Genomic DNA, 17,534 nt, shown 5'->3' with positions numbered 1-17,534 from the left:
CACACCGTCCCCGCGGCCTAGCCTGGACACATGGCCGACAACCACCTGGGAGAGTTCCTCCGCGCGCGCAGAGCGGCGCTGCGGCCGGAGGATGTCGACATGGCGAGTTACGGCGTCCGCAGAGTCGCCGGGTTGCGTCGTGAGGAGGTCGCCGTCCTGGCCGGGGTGAACGTGGACTACTACACCCGCCTGGAACAGGGACGCGAACGCCACCCGTCGGCCCAGGTACTCGACGCGCTCGGCCGAGCGCTGCGGCTGGACCCCGACGCGTACGCGCATCTGCACCGGTTGGCTGGGACAGCGCCGGACAACCATTTCACCCACACCACGGACCGGGTCACCCCGGCCCTACGCCAACTGCTGGACGGCTACCCGGGCGCCCCGGCGTTCGTCATCAACCGGACCCTGGACATCCTGGCGACCAACACCCTGGCCGAGGCCCTGCACTCACCCTTCGAGCGGGCGGACAACCTGGCCCGCATGGTCTTCCTCGACCCAGCGGGACGACAGGTCTACTCGCGGTGGAACAGCACGGCGCAGGCCACCGTGGCCCACTTGCGTCAGGCGGCCGGCCTCGACCCGGACAACCCACGACTGCGGGAACTCGTCCACACCCTCACCGAGCGCAGCACGGACTTCACCCACCTGTGGGCCACCCACGCCGTGCGCGGCAAGACCCAGGACGCCAAGCACTTCCTCCACCCCGCTGTCGGCGCCCTGACCCTCACCTACCAGACCTTCGACGTACGCGACGCCCCCGGCCAACAACTCGTCGTCTACCAGGCCGAACCCGCCAGCCCCAGCGCCCAGGCGCTTAGCTTGCTCGGTTCGCTGCACGCCTCTTCGGGGCGGGCCACGATGTAGCTGCGGGGGTGGTGGGGGTGTGGTGGCTTGGGCAGCGCTTTGCGGCGGCGCGGGGGCCGGATAGGGCCGGGGAGCCAGTTGCTGACGGCGAGGTCCTTTCTCGCATTTTCTTGGTGGCCATCCCCGCGCGCGGGGACCAGGGTGAACTTCTGGGTCGGGCTGAGCCGGGTCCATCCCCGCGCGCGGGAACCAGCCCACCACCATCGTGGGGCGGTGACCAGTACGGGGTCCATCCCCGCAGGCGGGGCAGGTCGCGTTGTGGGTGTACGTGAAGGTAACGGCGGGTCCATCCCCGCGCGCGGGGACCAGAGGGGACACCGGAACGTTCCGGTGTCCTTAATGGGTCCGTCCCCGCGCGCGCGGGGACCAGAGCACGTCACGGGCCGTGCTCTGCACCATGTAGGGGCCATCCCCGCGCGCGCGGGGACCAGCGCGGAGGACCTTCCGTGGCAGAAGGCGCGATGGGGGCCATCCCCGCGCGCGCGGGGACCAGTCGCAAGGCGGCGATCCGGCACAGCTCGGGTTGGGGCCATCCCCGCGCGCGCGGGGACCAGAACAGAGCAGCGATGACCGGTTGGTAGAAGTCGGGGCCATCCCCGCGCGCGCGGGGACCAGCTCATGCGTCGCGTGGTGTTCGAGTCGAACGGGGGGCCATCCCCGCGCGCGCGGGGACCAGTGCACAATCTCCTGCTCTGCCGAGACCAGGTGCGGGCCATCCCCGCGCGCGCGGGGACCAGTTCCGCGCCCGCACGGACGCGAGGTTGATGACGGGGCCATCCCCGCGCGCGCGGGGACCAGAGCAATTGACCTGCGGGTTTATCGAGCGGTACCCCGGTTTTTTGCAACTTCCACGAACTCCGACCTATCACCCAAGTTCGGCATACCGCTCACACTTTCCTCCCGGCAGGACGGTGTTCGCAGCGTATCCGCCGGCCGCTCCAGACGTGAGCCGGACGCCAACACCAGCCTCCTGGAGCGCGCAACCGCCCGCCACCGAGGACGGGTCACCCTGGCGTGTGCCTTAACGCCACGTCACGCTCCCCGCCTTCGCCCGCCTACGGTGCGATGGGCCCGGATGTCCTCACCGGGAGTGGCCAGCCACCGCAAGGTGATGTGGGCGGTGTAGCGCAGGTGGCGGCCGTCGGGATGGTCGCGGGCCGCGTGGCTCATACACCAACGTTGGGCCTGCTCGTGCTGACCGGTGATGGACTCCGACGCTAGGTCACCCGGACGAGGCGTGCGAAGGGGCGTGCCGTGCGCTCGATCAACTCGCCGTCACCTGGTACGCGACCGACATGAACCGCGTCAAAGAAGCACGCCGCGCGTTGGCGCCGTGGAAGAACGAGGCGTGCGTGCGCGCTCTTGACGATCGCCTGTACGACTGGGGCACGACGGTCAGTGCTCTCGCGCGTTGAAGCGGGCGATCGCGCCTGGTAGCTCGCGAAGGCTCTCGACCCGAAGGGACGGGAGTTCGCGCGCGTCTTCGCTCACCCACTGGATGGTGGCCCAGGGCCCGCGACGTACCAAGGCTGTGTGCATGCCGCTTAGCCGGGCGGGGGCGATGTCGTTGTCGACGCGATCACCCACGTACAGGATTTCCGCCACGCCAAAGGGAACGGCTTCGCCGACACGCTGAAAGAACGCCGGGTCGGGCTTTGAAGCACCCCAGTCGTCCGAAGTACCGATGAGATCCACGTCATCGCTGAAAAGCTGGCGCAGGATCTTGCCCGCTCGCACGGTTTGATTCCCCGCAATGCCCAACCACAGCCCACTCGCGCGGAGTTGCCGCAGAGTGGATCGTACGTCCGGGTAGAGGTCCTCTTCCCCGAAGTGCTCCGGCTGGCCGGCCTGAGCGCGCCGCTCGCGCTCGGCGTAGAGGTCGAAGCCTGGCCGGAACTCCTGGAAGGTCTCCCGGTAGTCCCGGCCCTGGGCGATGACCGCACCGAACGTCGCCGCGAACGTATGACGGGGCACACCGAGCCAATCGGCCCAGGTGCCGTACTCCCGCGTCTCATCGACGAGGCATTCCCCCACGTCGAAGACCACTGCTCGAATCATGCGGGCAGGGTAGCGACCACCTGTGTCGGCTCGCCTCACGCGGGCTGGCTATTGACAGCCTCCCTTTGCCAGTTGCTGCCGGCTCCGTCACCGTCGGCGGGCGGCCCACCCCCGCACGCGGGGACCAGCGTCGTCGGATCGTCGGGGGTGATGCGGACGTTGGGGCCATCCCCGCGCGGGGGCCAGTGCAGGCGTTCATGGACGACGCGGTCACCGCCGAGGCCGTCCCCGCCCGCGCGGGGACCAGCGCTTCGGAGGTCGGCGCCTAGCTGTTGCGCTGAGGCCATCCCCGCGCGCGGGGACCAGGGGGCGCTGGTGGCCCCGGCCTGCACGGTCGCGGGGCCATCCCCGCGCGCGGGGACCAGGCCGTGTTGTGCCAGCACATCAACTCTGAACCGGGGCCATCCCCGCGCGCGGGGACCAGCAGTCGATGCGGTGCTGGGCTTGGTCGGCCCAGGGGCCATCCCCGCGCGCGCGGGGACCAGGTGGAGCGCGCGTACAGGTCGTAGCGGAGTCCGGGGCCATCCCCGCGCGCGCGGGGACCAGAGCAATTGACCTGCGGGTTTATCGAGCGGTACCCCGGTTTCTTGCAACTTCCACGAACTCCGACCTATCACCCAAGTCCGACATAATGCCCACCCCAACCTCCCGGCAAGACGGTGTTCGCAGCGTATCCGCAGGCCGCTCCACACGTGAGCTGGACGCCAACACCAGCCTCTTGACGTGCGAACTGGTCGCCACCGATGGACGGTTCACCCTGACGTGCGCCTGTACGCCACGTCACGCTCCCCGCCTTCGCCCGCCTACGGCGCGACGGGCCCGATGTCCTCGGCGGGGGTGACCAACCACCGCAAGGTCACATGAGCGGTGTAGCGGAGATGACGGCCGTCGGGATGATCGCGGGCCGCGTGACCCGTACACCAGCGTTGAGCCCGCTGGTGCTGGCCAGTGATGGACTCCGACGGTTCGGGTTCCGGGGACTGCTCGGCGCAGGTGAGGCACGTGGCGCGGACGGTGTACGGGTCGGCTGCCGGGTCAGGGGCCAGGCTCATCTCCACGTAGCGGTAGCGGCGTCGGTGGGTCATGGCGGTTACCGGTTGTTGTGGGGGCCGTGGGCGGCGTGGACGGCGGGGGTGAGGGCGGCGGCGAGGTAGGCGGGTTCGGTGAGGTAGCGGCCGGACCAGTTGTGCGGCACGTACCAGTGCAACCCCGGGCCCGTACGGCGGTGCGCGGGCGGGATGCCGACGTAGTGCGTACCGGGCCTGGCCGGGAGCACGGTCACGTGGGGGTGCAGGCGTTGCCAGTGGATGAAGTCGTGTGCCTCACCCGGTGGTAGGAGCCAGTACGTGGAGCAGGTGTACGGGTCCACGATGGCCGCGCTCTCGTGCGGGCCGTTGAGGATGGGGAAGGCCCATCGGGCGGTGGCGGCGTCGGCGCGTACGGCGTCCCAGTCCCGGCCGGCGGGCAGCAGCGAGACACTGTCGCTGGGTGGTGGGCACCAGTCGGGGTGGGTCACGGCCGAACTCCCGGGCGCAGTACGGCGATGGCCTCAACCAGCCGACCGACGTCGGTCAGGAGGCGGCCCGGGCTCGGGGGAATACGCCACCAGACCAAGCGGGCACGGGCCATACCCGGCACGAACAGATACGACCCGTCATCACCGGCGACGGTGATCTCCTCGTGGTCACCGAGGTGTTGCACGGCCGGGGCCTTGGGCTCGATCAGCCACACCAGCCGCGCCGGCACGTCCTCCTCAATGACCGCCCCACTCGCCTCCCCGAGCCCCGCCAACACCCGATTGCCCAGGTAGCACGGCAGCGACAGTGCGTGCCAACCCAGTTCACCCACCCGCGTCCACCGCACCCCACCCCCAGGCGGCACCCAGTCATAGGGCGAAGCAGCGGTGTACTCGGCTCCGATGGGCATGGCACAGCCTCCGGCGTCATCAGGGGTGATCGCGTGATGACTGACCGTAGGACTCGACGCGAAGGTGACTCAATGTCACCTCCTCAGAACACGCTAGCGATGTGCCAACGAACGTCACATCGGTACGCGCAGGGCGACGGCCAGTGTGCGCATCTCCGGCGTGAGCGTGCGCCTGCCGTCGATCACGTCGACCATGATGTCCTGCGCGTACCGTTGTTCAGCGCTCCATTCCGGTGACCGTCGATACACCTCGGACAGCACGGCAAACGCCTCGCCGAAACGGTGCAGCATGAGGTGCGCCTTGGCGACATCGAGTCGGTGCCGGTCGTATTCGGTCCCGGCGGGGGGATTGGCCTTGGCCAAACGCTCGGCCGTGGCGAGTACGTCATCCGGCTTGTCCGTCACGATTCCCTTTTCCGCCTTCTTGTAGGCCACGGTGAATGGCCCCCAGGTAGCGAGGCGCGATTCGCCGGCCGGGAGTTCTCGGCCGGTCAGGACGGCCGCCGACCGTGCGAGTTGCATGGTGTCGTGAGCGTCGGCGGGGCGCGCATTCCGCAGGCTGGCGGCGGACGCCTGTACCAGCAGCCAGCCCCATGCCGCCAGCTCGTCCGGGGTGGCCCGGGACATGCGCGGCTCGATGTCGTCCGCCCACCGAATCGCCAGTTCGGCGGATTCCGTAAAGCGACCCTGTCGTACGAGCAACCAGGCCCAGGTGGTGATGATCGAAGCCGCCCGTAGCCGGTCGGGGGCGTCGTCAAGGGCCCGCCGGAGCGCCGTCTCCGCTGCCGTGAACTGCCGCGCCTGGGTGAGCGTTGATCCCGCGATCTGCAGGAGATACGACCGAGCCGCACGCGCTTCGTGCTCGGTGTCGTCCAACGCGTCGGCGTCCCGGAGAATCGGTCCGATGAGCGTGGACAACTGCCCGAGTTGCTTTCCGAAATACGCTGTCCGAACCTCGCCGAGAGAATCCGTGATGCCCGAAAGCGAGGGCTCCTCATCGATCTGCGCGGGGGGCGATGCAATAGCCTGCTGGAGCGGACGCCAGGGTGCAGATGTCGATTCCGATGGGCGCGGCTCCTGGGGGATCAGACTGTTGGTGGGAATGCGCAAGGCAGTGGCCAGGCGGCGCACGGTTTCCATGCGCGTATCGGTAACTGTTGCCTGCTCCAGCTTGCGGATGAGGGAAAGGGATACGCCAGACGCGTCGGACAGACCTTGCTGCGACAGCCCGCGCTGCTTTCGAGCGCGCTGAACCAGTGCTCCGATTGGCAGGGATTCGTTGTCGGTCACTGCGACTCCTCGCGACTCCTCGCGTGCACCTGCTACTACCGGAAACGGTACTCCAGCCCGTGGGCGGCGCCTCCGCCAACTGGGAGCTGGGGAGCGCCCGTACGTGGTGGACTGCTCCGTATGACAAGCGTGTTGTACCTGTTCGGGGCGGCTGCCCCGCCCGTAGCGGAGTTCCCTCGGATCGTGTGCCGCGCGCAGGCTGACGGATGGGACGTGTGCGTGGGGTTGACGCCGACCGCTGCGGACTGGTTGGCGGACGCGGTGGCGGAGTTGGAGGAACTGACCGGCCATCCCGTACGGTCCCGGTACAAGCGCCCGGGCGAGGCTGATGTCTGGCCCAGAGCCGACGCCATCCTGTTCGCCCCGATCACCATGAACAGCATCAACGCCTGGGCGTTGGGGTTGACCTCGTCGTTTCCGGTGGGCGTCGTAGCCGAGGGCATCGGTAAGGGCATTCCGCTGCTCACGATGCCGTGCGTGAATTCGGCATATGCCCAGCACCCCCAGTTCGCACGCTCCGTCGCGGAGCTGCGTGCGGCGGGGGTCAGCGTGCTGTACGGGGACAGCGCATTCGTTCCCAACGAACCGGGTCAGAAGCGTCCTTTTCCGTGGGACGTGGCGCTCGCCGAGGCGAAGGCGTTCGCTTAGGGCTCGAAGCTCGCTGGTCGCCACCCGGCTGCTGGAAAACCAGAGTGCCCTCTCTCTCATATTCACGCTGCTGGCCGCCAAGAACAAGACTGTAATTTTTTTGTCGCGACCCGGACCATGGTGGCCATGACCTTCGCTTTATCGGGCAGCGAGACCCGGCATGATCTCGCAGACCGACTCGCGCACGTGCGGTGGATCGCCGGCGGCACAGGTGCGGGCAAGAGCACGCTGACTCGTATCCTGGCCGACGCCTACGACATCGAGATCTACGACGGCGATCGCGCCGAACACGGCTGGCTGGAGCGGTGCACGCCGCAACGTCACCCGCACCTTGCCGGCCTACGGGACCTGTCGCCCGGAGCCATGTGGCGAGACCGCAGTGGGCAGCAGGTGTTCCAGGCCATGCCGAGCCTGCACGGTGAGACCATCGGCTTCATCGTCGATGACCTCCTCGGCCTGCCCAACAACCGAGTCATCCTGGTCGACTACTTCGGGGTACTGCCTCGTCACCTGGCTCCGCTGCTGCGCCAGCGCGAGCAAGCCGTCTTCCTGCTTCCCACCCCCCAGTTCAGGGAAAGCACACTCACCGACCGCTATTCCGACCCCGCTCGCGCTCGGGCCAACTGGGGTAGTGAGCACCCGGCAGACGCAATCGCCAAGCGCCTCGTCCGCGACGCTCACTGGGACGCCGAAGTCCGCGAACAGGCCACGCTGCACGGCCTCGACACCATCACGATCGACGGAACGGTGCCCAGCACCGACCTGGCCAACCAACTCGCCACTCGGTTCGGACTGGGGCTGGAGCTTCACCAAGGGGGCTGACACGAGGTGACCTGACGCCTCAGTTCTTCCGTCCGCGACGAGGAGGAAAAGGCGGGACAGTGCGGACGGTCAGTCATGAGTCGGCGCCGGCACTCTCGGCCGACTTGAGGTGACTTCGTTCCCTGCAAGGCGCCTGGTCATCGGAGTGATCGGCTTCGGTGACCAGGCGTATCGAAGAGCTGGACAAATCGTACGCGGGCTTGTTTCGAGAGGCTGAGCAATGCCCGCGTTGTCTGACGTTGCCGGCCCCGTTCCAAGCGGAGAGGGTGGGCCATCCCCGCACGCGCGGGGACCAGCCGGTGTGTCCGCACCGGGTCGGGGCCGTCCCGGGTCCATCCCCGCACGCGCGGGGACCAGCGCCGTCCGACTGTGCTTGTTCCTGGCCGGGTGGGTCCATCCCCACACGCGCGGGGACCAGGCGCTCCCGCCCGACCAGGGGGACTGGGACTGGGGTCCATCCCCGCACGCGCGGGGACCAGAGCAACTGACCTGCGGCTTTATCGCGCGCCACCCCGGTTTTCTGCAACTTCCGCGAACTCCGACTTACCAACCAAATCCCGCATACCACCCATAACCCTCCCCCTCACTCACCAGACTCCCCAGGCTATCTCCCACACCCACGCGAAGCCGCCACGCATCAACACCAAGCCCTCAACTCCCCTCCCCCACCACAGCCCGCCGCAGAAAGCCGCCTCCAGCCAACCCCAGGCCCTCACACACCCACCTCACACCCGCACCACAACCTTCCCCCGCGTCCGCCCCCGTTCCCCGTACGCGTGGGCCTCCCGCACCTCATCCAGCCGATACGTCCGCTCGACCCTCGGCGTGTAGCAACCCTGGCGGCCCAGTTCGGCCGCCTCGGCCAACAGCGTCGGGTCGTTCTCCGCGTTGGCCAGGTGGGTCCCCAGGCGCTGCGCGTTGGCGTGGTCGGCGACCGTCGCTACGCGAGTCGGGTCGTCGCCCACGAGCGCGATGAGGTCGGGGAGGGAGCCGGAGGCCGCAGTGTCGAGGGCGAGGTCGATGCCGGTGGGGGCCAGGGTGGCGAGGCGGTGTGCGAGGCCGGGGCCGTAGGTGGTGGGGGTGGCGCCGAGTGAGGTGAGGAAGGCGTGGTTGCGTTCGCTGGCCGTGCCGATCACCGTGGCGCCCTGGGCCACCGCGATCTCGACGGCGGCGCTGCCCACGCCTCCGGCGGCACCCTCGATGAGGAGGGTGCGTCCGCGCAGCGGGCCGAGCGCCCGCAGGCCGCCCAGCGCGGTGACGGAGGCGAGGCCGGCGCCGGCGGCCTGCTCGTCGGACCATCTGGCCGGGGAGTGGGCCCAGGCGGAGAGGACGGCCAGTTCGGCGGTGGCGCCGGTGACGCCGCCGAGGCCGAAGACGCGGTCGCCGATGCTCACGCCCCGTACGGCCGCGCCGATCTCGTCCACCACGCCCACGGCGTCACGCCCGGGGATCGCGGGCAACTCGACGGGGAGCAGGTCGCGTACGGCGCCGGAGCGTACCTTCCAGTCGACGGGGTTGACGCTGGCCGCCGCCACCCGGACGCGGATCTCGTGGGGCCCGGGGTGCGGGTCCGGTGCCTGCTCGACCGTGAGGGTCTCCACACCGCCGTACTCGTGATAGCGGACTGCGCGCATGACGTTCTGCCTTTCCGCGCGGCGGCCTCGGCCGGCCGGGCGTGCGATCGGGGAGGTGCCGGCCGTCCCCGGCCGGCGCCGATGTCCGTCACGCTAGAAGCTCACACTGGCGTCAGTGGCAAGCCCGACCAGCGAGTCCGACCAGCGAGCCTGGCCAGCAAGCCCGACCGGCGAGTCGGGCCGGCGGGCCCAGCCAGCGGCCCGGGCCCGGCCCCGAAGGAGGCGCGCGCCCCGACGCCCCAGGGCACGCGCGGGCGGGCGCTGCTCACGCCTCCGGCGCGGCGTGGGTGGCCAGGTGGGCGGCGGCGATGCCCGTACGGGACGTGACGTTGAGCTTGCGCATGATGCTCGCCACGTGGTGTTCGACGGTACGGGGCGAGAGCACCAGGCTCTCGGCGATGTCGCGGTTGGCCCGGCCTTGGACGACGAGGCGGGCCACCTCCTGTTCGCGGGGGGAGAGTTGGTCGCCGTAGCCGAGTCGGCCGCGGCGGTGGGTGGTGACGATGTCGTGGCGGCGTAGCAGCCGGTGGCAGCGGGCGACGTCCCAGCGGGCGCCGAGTGCGCGGTAGGCCTCGATGGCGGCGAGGATGATGTCGACGGCCGCCTTCTGCCCCTCCGCCGCCTGCCCGGCAGCCCGCCCCGCGTGCCCCGCCTGGCTGGCGGGCCTTGGCCCCTCGGAGCCTTCCCGATCGTCGCGCGGCTGTCGCGCGTGCAGCAGGCAGCGGCCTCTGGCCTCGGTCGCCCGGGCGGCGTCGAAGGGGCGGTGGAGGTGGCGCCAGTCGTCCGCCGCCCGGGCCAGCAGGGTGGCGGCCTCGTCGTACCGGTGGTCGGCCTCCGCCAGCAGGGCCCGAGCGACGGTGAGGGCGGCGCGGGCGGCCGGGGCGTCGCGGTCGCGGATGCCCGCCGCGAAGTCCTCGACCAGTTGGCGGGCCCTGGCGGGTTGGCCGCTGCCGTGCAGGGCCTCCACGGCGGTGGGGACGACCTCGGTGGCCCACACCCAACCGCCGGTCCGCTCCAGTCGGTGCAAGGTGGCCTCGACCGCCTCGCTCGCCTGGCCTGGGCGCCCGGCCTCCAGGTGGACGCGGGCCAGGGCGGCGGCCGACGCGGTGAGGATGAAGCCGGTGTCGAAGCAGGTGATGCGGGCGGCGTCGGCCAGGTCGCGGCGGGCGTGTGGGACGTCTCCGCGTACGTGCAGCGCGGCCAACCCCCGTACCAGCATGGCCTCCGCGGTCAGGTCGGGGATCTCGCGGTAGAGCCGCGTGGTGTGGTCGGCGGCGGCGTGCAGGTCGTCCCAGCGGCCCTCGTGCCAGGACAGGACGAGCCGCGCGGTCTGGGTCAGGCCCTCCACGTACGGGCTGCTGGAGTCGGCGAGGCCGGCCGCGGCCCGGCGCAGGAACTCCCAGGCCCGGGTGGTGTGGCCGAGGGCGGTGGCGGCGTGCGCGAGGTTGGTCCAACCCCGGGCGTACTGGGTGGCTTCCATGGCCGAGCCGGGTGGCTGGCTCAGCACGTCGGCCGCGGCCCACGCGCGGTGGTCGCCGAGCAGCATGAGCGCGGTGGCGCGGTTGGCGGCCACCGCGGCGCGCGCCACCGGGTCCGTGACCCGCTCGGTGAACGTCTCGGCCCGCTCCAGCCACGCCCGGTGGCGGCTGATGGGCCAACCCTTGATGGAGGGGATGGCGGCGACCAGCATGGCGCGGGCGGCGGTCTGCGGGTCGGTCTGTTCCAGGTCGGGGATGGCGCGGGCGATCTCCGCCAGGCTGTCGAGCGCGCCACCGCTCTGGTTGCGGAGCAGGACGCCGAGGTGGAGGCGGATCTCGCCACGGAGTTGGGGAGGCGGGTCGTCCTCGTCGAGGACCCGGCGCACCGCGCTCACCACCCGTTCGTCGGCTCGGGCGAGTTGGGCGGTACGGGCCAGCTTGGCGGCGGCGCGGATGCGGCCGGCGGGCCGTGGGTCGTGGTCGATGGCGCGGGTGTACAGGTGCGTGGCGGCGGCGTAGTCGCCGTCGGCGGCGGCCCGGTCGGCGGCGGTGGCGAGGTAGCGCAGCCCCTCGCGGGTCCTGCCGCCCGCCAGGTACAGGCCGGCCAGGTCGGCGAGCGGGACCAGCCGGCCGTCGCGGTGCAGGGCGCGGGCCGCGCGCAGGCTGAGCCGGGCCAGCCGGGGCGGGGGCACCTCGTCCAGGGCGGCCTGGCGGTCCAGGGGGTGCCGGAACGTCGGACACGGGCCGTCGCTCCGCAGCACCGACCGCCGCAGCGCCAGGTGGACGGCGCGCTCCGCGCGGTCGGGGGTCAGGCCCGCCACCTCGGCCAGTACGTCGACGGGCACCGGCCGGCCCACCACCGCCGCGGCCTCGACCAGGTGGCGCGCGTCGTCGGTGAGCCACTCGCGCCGTCGGGCCAGCTCGCGGCGGAGCCGCGCGGGCACCCCGACCTCGCGTACGGCGGCCACGACCGAGTCCGGCGCCGCGTCGTGATCACTGACGGCGCGCAGCAGGGCCTCGAACGCGCCGGGCAGCCCGCGGGTGCGCGCGTGCAGCAGCTCCACGAGTTCGGGTTCGGCCGCCCGCTCCCCCAGCCAGCGCCCGGCGGCGTCCCGTACCTCCTCGGCCGTCCACGGGCGCAGGGTGATCTCCTCGACCGGGACGTGCCCGGGCGCGTGGAGCCCGAGGCGGGGCAGGCCGGGGGCGTGGTGTTCGGTCAGGACCAGGCGCAGGTGTGGGGGCGGGTCGGCCAGCAGGTGGTGGAGCAGGTCGCGGGTGGCCTCGTCGGCGGCGTGCACGTCCTCCACGACGAGGACCACGGGGCCCTGTGCCGCCAGCAGGGCGCGTACGGCGCGGCGCAGCAGGCCGGGGCAGTCCGCCGGGTGGGGCGCGGGCGCGGGCGGTTCGGGCAGCCACTGCGCCAGTTCGGGCACGGCCCAGGCCACCGCGCCGGCCACCGGCGGCAGCGGCACGTCCGGGCGGCACGGCAACCCGGCCAGCGCGTCGAGGATCGGGCCGAGCGGAGCGGGGTGCCGCAGGTCGGGGCAGACGCCGCGGAGTTGCACCCGGTCGCCGGCGGCGGGGTCGGCCAGCGCCTCGGCCACCAGATGGGAGGCGCCGACGCCGGGTTCGCCGCGCACGACCACCACGGACGGCGCGCGCCGCAACGCCGCGCGCAACCGCGCCAACTCGCCGCCCCGCCCGACCAGCCCGGCCCGGGCGCCGTCGGTGCCGGGGGCAGTGCCGGCGTCGGTGCCCGGGGCGGCGGGGACGTTCGCGGCGGCGGGGGGTTCGCTGGTACGGGGTGACTCGGCACGGGGCACGTCGGCACGGGACCCGTCGGTACGGGGTGACTCGGCGCGGTCTCCGTCGGTTCCGGTTCCCGTCGCGGTCCCGGTGGCGGCCCCAGGCCCGGTTCCGGTCGCGTCGGCGGCGAAGGCACCCTCGTTCACAGTTCCCCCTCCACGCCACGGCCCCTGCCACCCGGGCGGGCTTTCGAGCCCGTGAGCAGGTGGTCTACCCGGCGGCGTGCGCGGGAGCAATAGGGGACGACCACCTAGAAATTGGTTTCGCCGCCGGTACGGGCGGGGCGGGTGGGGTCGTCCGTGGCCGCCCGCTCTTTGGGTAGCCACTACGGATTGCTGGGCTCAGGGCCGCTGGCCGAAGCTGCGGACGGTTCGACCTCGCCGATCCCGTACCCCACGGCCTCACACCCCAGGACCGACCGACGGGGCTGCTCCCCGCAGCCCGGCTGGGTCGAACCCGTGCCGCGCGTCACCCCACGACGCGCGGCGCACCCCCCACCACTCGCGGCCCCCGAGACCCGGGCACGCCGCGGTGGCCGCGACCGCCACCTCGGCGCGCCAGCCACCGCACGGCGACGCGCCGACCACCGCACGGCGGTGCAACGCCCGACACAGCCGCGGGTGTCGCCTTCCGGACCCGATCCGGGCCGGACAGCTTTCGAGGGAGTAACCATGAAGTTCGACGCCCGTGCCATCCGGCACGCGCTCGTCATCGGCGCCGGCGCCACCCTGCTCGTCGGGGCCGCCACCACCGCCGGCGCCACCACCCAGGCCCCCACCCCGCCCGGCGGCGAGGGTCGCGTCGTGGGCGCCGACCGCCCCGGGGCGGTCGAGGGTTCGTACATCGTCACCCTCAAGGACTCGGTGGCCCGCGCCGACATACCCGCCTCGGCGAAGGCCCTGGCCAAGCGGCACTCGGGCGACCTGCGGTACACGTACACGGCGGCCCTGCGCGGCTTCGCCGTGAAGATGAGCGAGGAGCGGGCCAGGCAACTGGCCGCCGACCCGTCCGTCGCCCGGGTCGAGGCGGACGCCGCCGCGTACGCGGTGGAGACCCAGACCAACCCGCCGTCCTGGGGCCTGGACCGCGTCGACCAGCGCGACCTGCCGGTGGACAAGAGATACACCTACGGCTCCGCCGCCAACGTCGACGCGTACATCGTGGACAGCGGCATCCGGATGAGCCACCGCGACTTCGGCGGGCGGGCGGTGAGCGGTTACGACTTCATCGACAACGACTCCAACGCCTCGGACTGTCATGGGCATGGCACCCATGTCGCCGGCACCGTCGGGGGCAACGCCTACGGCGTCGCCAAGGACGTCAAGCTGATCGGCGTCCGCGTGCTCAACTGCCAGGGCAACTCGGGTGAGACCTGGGCGCCGGTGCTCGCCGGCATCGACTGGGTCACCAAGAACGCGGCCAAGAGCGACCGGCCCGCCGTGGCCAACATGAGCGTCGGCGGAGGCAAGACGCAGTCGGTCAACGACGCCGTGGCCTCCTCCATATCCTCCGGCGTCAGCTGGGTCGTCGCGGCCGGCAACAACAACGCCGACTCCTGCTCGTACTCCCCCTCCTCCACCCCGGCCGCCGTCACCGTGGGCGCCACCAACAGCCGGGACGCGCGCGCCACCGGCTGGAACAACGGGCAGGGCTCCAACTACGGGAGCTGCCTGGACATCTTCGCCCCCGGCGACAGCATCGTCTCCACCTCCAACTCCGGTGACACCGCCTCGCAGTCGATGAGCGGCACCTCCATGGCCGCCCCGCACACGGCGGGAGCGGCGGCCCTGCTGCTCCAGTCCAACCCGGGCTGGACCCCGGCGCAGGTCCGCGACAAGCTGGTCAGCAACGCGACGCCGGACAAGGTCACCGACGCCCGCACCGGTTCGCCGAACAAGCTGCTGCACACCGGCGGCAACGACAGCACGCCCCCCGGCAAGACGTTCGAGAGCACCGCTGACGTCACGATCAGGGACAACGCCACCGTCGAGTCCCCCGTCACGGTCTCCGGCGTCGGCGGCAACGCCCCGGCCACCCTGGCCGTCACGGTCGACATCCGGCACACCTTCCGCGGTGACCTGCGCGTCGAACTCGTCTCCCCGGACGGCAGCGCCTACCTGCTCAAGGACTACGACAGCAACGACGGCGCGGACAACGTGCAGGGCACCTTCACGGTCAACGCCTCCAGCGAGGCCGCGGACGGCACCTGGAAGCTGCGCGTGAGCGACAACTGGGTCAACGACACGGGATACGTCAACGGTTGGAAGCTCCAGTTCTGACGCCGCGTCCCACCCCGTGCCACTGACCCACCGGCTCACCAACCCACTGACGCGCTGACGCGCCGACGCGGGCCCGGCGACACGGCGTTGGCCCGACCCCTCTCCACGGGGCCGGGCCAACGTCCGTGCGCTTGTTACGGCCCCGCGGGGCGCGGGCTCAGTCCTGGCTCGCGGCGGGGCCGCCCGCGGCCGGGCCGACGAACTCGACGGCGACGTCGTACAGGCCCGGGTTGGGCACCACCGGCGCCTGCGCGCTCTCGCTGGCGGCCTTGGTCCGCCGCTGGAACTCCGGGTCGGCGCCGGCCGCCGCGTACTCCTCCTCGCTCGCCCAGTGGGAGACGTTGACGAGTTGGAACCGGGTCTTCGAGGAACGGGCGCGGTGCAGCCGGGAGTCGAGGAAGCCGGGTTTGGTGCTCATCAGCGCGGCGCGCTCCTGCCAGTGGGCGAGGAAGCCGTCGAGGTGCTCGGCGTCGATCTCGAAGACGTTGATGAAGGTGACGGACGTGTCGGGTGAGTCGGGTGAGTTGGATGCGCCGGTCGCGTCGGGTGCGGGAGACGTCTCGGGCGTGGGCTGCTGGCTGGCTGTGGTCACGGCGTACTCCAAGAACGGACGGGGCGGCCCCGGCCACTTCTGGCGCCGGCCGGGCAGCCGGTGGGTCAGGTCCCGTCGCGGCGCGCTGCCACGCGGCGGGGCCGCCGGGTGGCGAACTCCGGTGCGGCCAGCGGCCCGTGGGCAGCCTCGCGCCACGCCGAAGGTGGGGGCTCGCACCCGTTGCACGACGAGGTACACGATACGTTCCGCCGCTGCCGCGCCCCTGGTCAGGGGCCTCGATCAGGCTGCCGCGGCGGGCCGATCCGGCGCCGTGGAACGCGCGTTGCCCCGCCGCGCGGCAACGGGGCGACGGGTGACGCGGGGGCGTTGCCGGCCCGCCCCTCACCGGGCGCGGTCGAAGCAGTGCAGGCGGCCGATGTCGGTGAAGCCACGGCGCCCATACCACTCGCGCGGCCAGTCCGCCGCGTCCGCGATCAGGAACCGGGTGCCGCAGTCGGCGTCGGCGGCCCGGCGCAGCGCGGTGGCCAGGACGGCGTCGCCGTAGCCGCGCCGGAGGTGGGCCTCCGAGGTGACCAGGTCCTCGATCTGGGCCAGGCCAGCGGCCGGGTCCAGGTAGAGGTCGGCCCAGGAGGCGACCTCGCCCTCCGGCGTCCGGGCGCCGATGAACCGCACGACGTCGGCCCCGCGTCGGCGGGCCTCGCGGCGCTCCACGAGGTGGCGTACGACCTCGTCGTCGACGTCCGGCAGAAAGCCCCGCCAGCGCCGGGTGAGCGGGGCGCGCAGCGCGTCGAGGTCCACCTCGTCGGCGGGGCCGCCGGACGGCAGGGGACCCGTGTGCAGCATGACCAGATAGCGGGAGTGCGTGTACCCGGCCCGGACCAGCGGCTCCGCGCAGGCCGTGGCGGCCGCGTCGTCCAGGACGGTGATCATCCGGTACGGCAGGTGTCGCAGCGCCTCGTCGGCGACGGCGGGCAGCGCATCGGGGTCGACGTCCGCGCCGACGAAAACCTGGTTGTCCGCGCGGGAGTGCGCGAACTCGTCGTCGTACACGGCGAACCCGCCCGGGAGTTCGACGGTACGGGCGGCCTGGCGGCGGGCGAAGGTCGCCAGGAAGGAGTAGCTGCGCTGGAGTGCTGAGGTCGTCGGCATGGGGGGAGGTTAGGCGGCGACGCGCGCCCGGCGCCCGGGAATTACCGCTGGTGGGGCCGGGGCTACTCGGTACGGCGCGCCTTCCGGTGTGCCGTGCGGTACGCGCGGGGCACGACGCCCGTGGCGCGGCGGAAGTGCCGGCGCAGGCTCTCGGGGGAGCTGAACCCCGCGCGCTCGGCGACCCGTTCCACGGGCTCGTCCGTCTCCTCCAGCAGGTGCCGGGCCCGGTCCAGCCGGACGTGCAGCAGGTACTGGAGGGGGCTGTGCCCGGTGTGGTCCCGGAAGCGCCGGTTGAGGCTGCGCACGCTCAGCCGGGCGTGGGCGGCGATGTCGGCGAGGGTCAGCGGGCGGTGCGGGTTCGCCTCCAGCCACCGTACGGTCGGCTCCAGGCCCGCGGTCTCGGCGATGCCCCGGTCGATCTCCTCCTGTGCGGAACTGGCCTCCGCGAACAGCGGCCGCAGGAGGTGGCGGATGGTCGCGGCGACGACCCGGGGCCCGTGGTCCCGCTCGATGAGCGCCAGCACCAGGTCCAGGCCGCCGTGGATGCCGGCGCCGGTCAGGAACGGGCCGTCCGCCACGAGGCCGCCCTCGGGGTCCACCACCACCCGGGGGTGGCGCGCCGCCAGCTCGGCGGCGTGCTGCCAGGTGGTGGTGGCGCGGCGACCGTCGAGGAGGCCGGTGGCGGCCAGCGTGAAGGTGCCCGTGCCGACCGCGAGGAGCCGGCTGCCGCGCCCGGCCGCCGCCCGCAGCGCGGCCGCCACCCGCGCCGGCGGGTCCCCGAGGGCGCCGGCGTGGCCGGGCACGATGACGGCCGCGGCGTCCGCGAGGCCCGCCAGGTCCCAGGGAGCGCTGACGGTCAGGGCCGCGGGGGCGCCGGTGGTCAACGTTCCCCCGGGGGCGCACACGCGCAGCTCGTAGCCGACCCCCGAGCTGTCGCGGGCGGCGCCCAGCACCATGCCCGGCGTGCTGAGCTGGTGTGCGGGCATCCCGTCGAGCGCGAGCAGCGCGACCACTGACATGTCGCGAA

General features: G+C 72.3%; 14 protein-coding genes, 1 pseudogene and 2 CRISPR repeat arrays. Of the genes and pseudogenes, 5 read left to right on the top strand and 10 right to left on the bottom strand.

The features are described from left to right. Nucleotides 1-30: 30 nt before the first annotated feature. Nucleotides 31-864, top strand: a complete 834-nt coding sequence (locus OYE22_RS23155; RefSeq protein ID WP_277322193.1) for a helix-turn-helix transcriptional regulator — start codon at nucleotides 31-33, stop codon at nucleotides 862-864. A 112-nt stretch (nucleotides 865-976) separates the two neighbouring features. After that, a CRISPR array of direct repeats spans nucleotides 977-1,662; the repeat unit is 28 nt; unit sequence GGGCCATCCCCGCGCGCGCGGGGACCAG. 422 nt (nucleotides 1,663-2,084) lie between these two features. Continuing rightward, nucleotides 2,085-2,279, top strand: a pseudogene (locus tag OYE22_RS23150) (transcriptional regulator); the annotation flags it as partial. Here the strand turns inward: OYE22_RS23150 and OYE22_RS23145 are convergent. From OYE22_RS23145 to OYE22_RS23125, 5 genes are all read right to left on the bottom strand, one after another. Continuing rightward, entirely contained in the window at nucleotides 2,260-2,922 is a 663-nt protein-coding gene (locus tag OYE22_RS23145) for an HAD family hydrolase (RefSeq protein ID WP_277322192.1), read from the bottom strand. The pseudogene OYE22_RS23150 and the gene OYE22_RS23145 overlap by 20 nt on opposite strands. Before the next feature lie 803 nt (nucleotides 2,923-3,725). Further along, complete coding sequence (locus OYE22_RS23140) at nucleotides 3,726-4,007, bottom strand: hypothetical protein (RefSeq protein ID WP_277322191.1); 282 nt, start codon at nucleotides 4,005-4,007, stop codon at nucleotides 3,726-3,728. A 5-nt stretch (nucleotides 4,008-4,012) separates the two neighbouring features. Next, nucleotides 4,013-4,438, bottom strand: a complete 426-nt coding sequence (locus tag OYE22_RS23135) for a hypothetical protein (protein WP_277322190.1) — start codon at nucleotides 4,436-4,438, stop codon at nucleotides 4,013-4,015. Next, nucleotides 4,435-4,848: a hypothetical protein gene (locus OYE22_RS23130; RefSeq protein WP_277322189.1), complete on the bottom strand. Its 414-nt coding sequence runs from the start codon at nucleotides 4,846-4,848 to the stop codon at nucleotides 4,435-4,437. Before OYE22_RS23130 ends, OYE22_RS23135 begins: the two co-directional genes overlap by 4 nt. A gap of 114 nt (nucleotides 4,849-4,962) precedes the next feature. Continuing rightward, a complete protein-coding gene (locus tag OYE22_RS23125) occupies nucleotides 4,963-6,138 on the bottom strand; it encodes a helix-turn-helix domain-containing protein (RefSeq protein ID WP_277322188.1) in 1,176 nt (391 codons plus the stop codon). Between the two features lie 120 nt (nucleotides 6,139-6,258). Between OYE22_RS23125 and OYE22_RS23120 the strand changes: the two genes are divergently transcribed. Next, complete coding sequence (locus OYE22_RS23120; RefSeq protein ID WP_277322187.1) at nucleotides 6,259-6,786, top strand: flavoprotein; 528 nt, start codon at nucleotides 6,259-6,261, stop codon at nucleotides 6,784-6,786. A 126-nt stretch (nucleotides 6,787-6,912) separates the two neighbouring features. Continuing rightward, entirely contained in the window at nucleotides 6,913-7,608 is a 696-nt protein-coding gene (locus tag OYE22_RS23115) for a hypothetical protein (RefSeq protein WP_277322186.1), read from the top strand. Between the two features lie 267 nt (nucleotides 7,609-7,875). Next, nucleotides 7,876-8,087: direct repeats of the CRISPR family, unit length 29 nt; unit sequence GGGTCCATCCCCGCACGCGCGGGGACCAG. A gap of 246 nt (nucleotides 8,088-8,333) precedes the next feature. Here OYE22_RS23115 and OYE22_RS23110 read toward each other — a convergent pair. Beyond that, complete coding sequence (locus OYE22_RS23110; RefSeq protein ID WP_277322185.1) at nucleotides 8,334-9,242, bottom strand: NADP-dependent oxidoreductase; 909 nt, start codon at nucleotides 9,240-9,242, stop codon at nucleotides 8,334-8,336. A 265-nt stretch (nucleotides 9,243-9,507) separates the two neighbouring features. After that, nucleotides 9,508-12,543, bottom strand: a complete 3,036-nt coding sequence (locus OYE22_RS23105; RefSeq protein WP_277322184.1) for a LuxR family transcriptional regulator — start codon at nucleotides 12,541-12,543, stop codon at nucleotides 9,508-9,510. 654 nt (nucleotides 12,544-13,197) lie between these two features. On the opposite strand from OYE22_RS23105, the gene OYE22_RS23100 reads away from it, so the two are divergent. Continuing rightward, nucleotides 13,198-14,805 carry a S8 family peptidase gene (locus tag OYE22_RS23100; protein ID WP_277322183.1) on the top strand — a complete coding sequence of 536 codons (1,608 nt, stop codon included), beginning with the start codon at nucleotides 13,198-13,200 and terminating at the stop codon, nucleotides 14,803-14,805. 157 nt (nucleotides 14,806-14,962) lie between these two features. On the opposite strand, the gene OYE22_RS23095 is transcribed toward OYE22_RS23100, so the two are convergent. From OYE22_RS23095 to OYE22_RS23085, 3 genes are all read right to left on the bottom strand, one after another. Beyond that, nucleotides 14,963-15,295, bottom strand: a complete 333-nt coding sequence (locus OYE22_RS23095) for an antibiotic biosynthesis monooxygenase family protein (protein ID WP_277324281.1) — start codon at nucleotides 15,293-15,295, stop codon at nucleotides 14,963-14,965. 444 nt (nucleotides 15,296-15,739) lie between these two features. Then, a complete protein-coding gene (locus tag OYE22_RS23090) occupies nucleotides 15,740-16,507 on the bottom strand; it encodes a GNAT family N-acetyltransferase (protein WP_277322182.1) in 768 nt (255 codons plus the stop codon). A gap of 62 nt (nucleotides 16,508-16,569) precedes the next feature. Continuing rightward, nucleotides 16,570-17,526 carry a helix-turn-helix domain-containing protein gene (locus OYE22_RS23085; RefSeq protein WP_277322181.1) on the bottom strand — a complete coding sequence of 319 codons (957 nt, stop codon included), beginning with the start codon at nucleotides 17,524-17,526 and terminating at the stop codon, nucleotides 16,570-16,572. Nucleotides 17,527-17,534 lie beyond the last annotated feature (8 nt).

This window comes from Streptomyces sp. 71268, assembly GCF_029392895.1.
Lineage (GTDB): Bacteria > Actinomycetota > Actinomycetes > Streptomycetales > Streptomycetaceae > Streptomyces.
The sequence above is the reverse complement of the archived record's forward strand: the minus strand, read 5'-3'. Positions and strand labels throughout refer to the sequence as shown.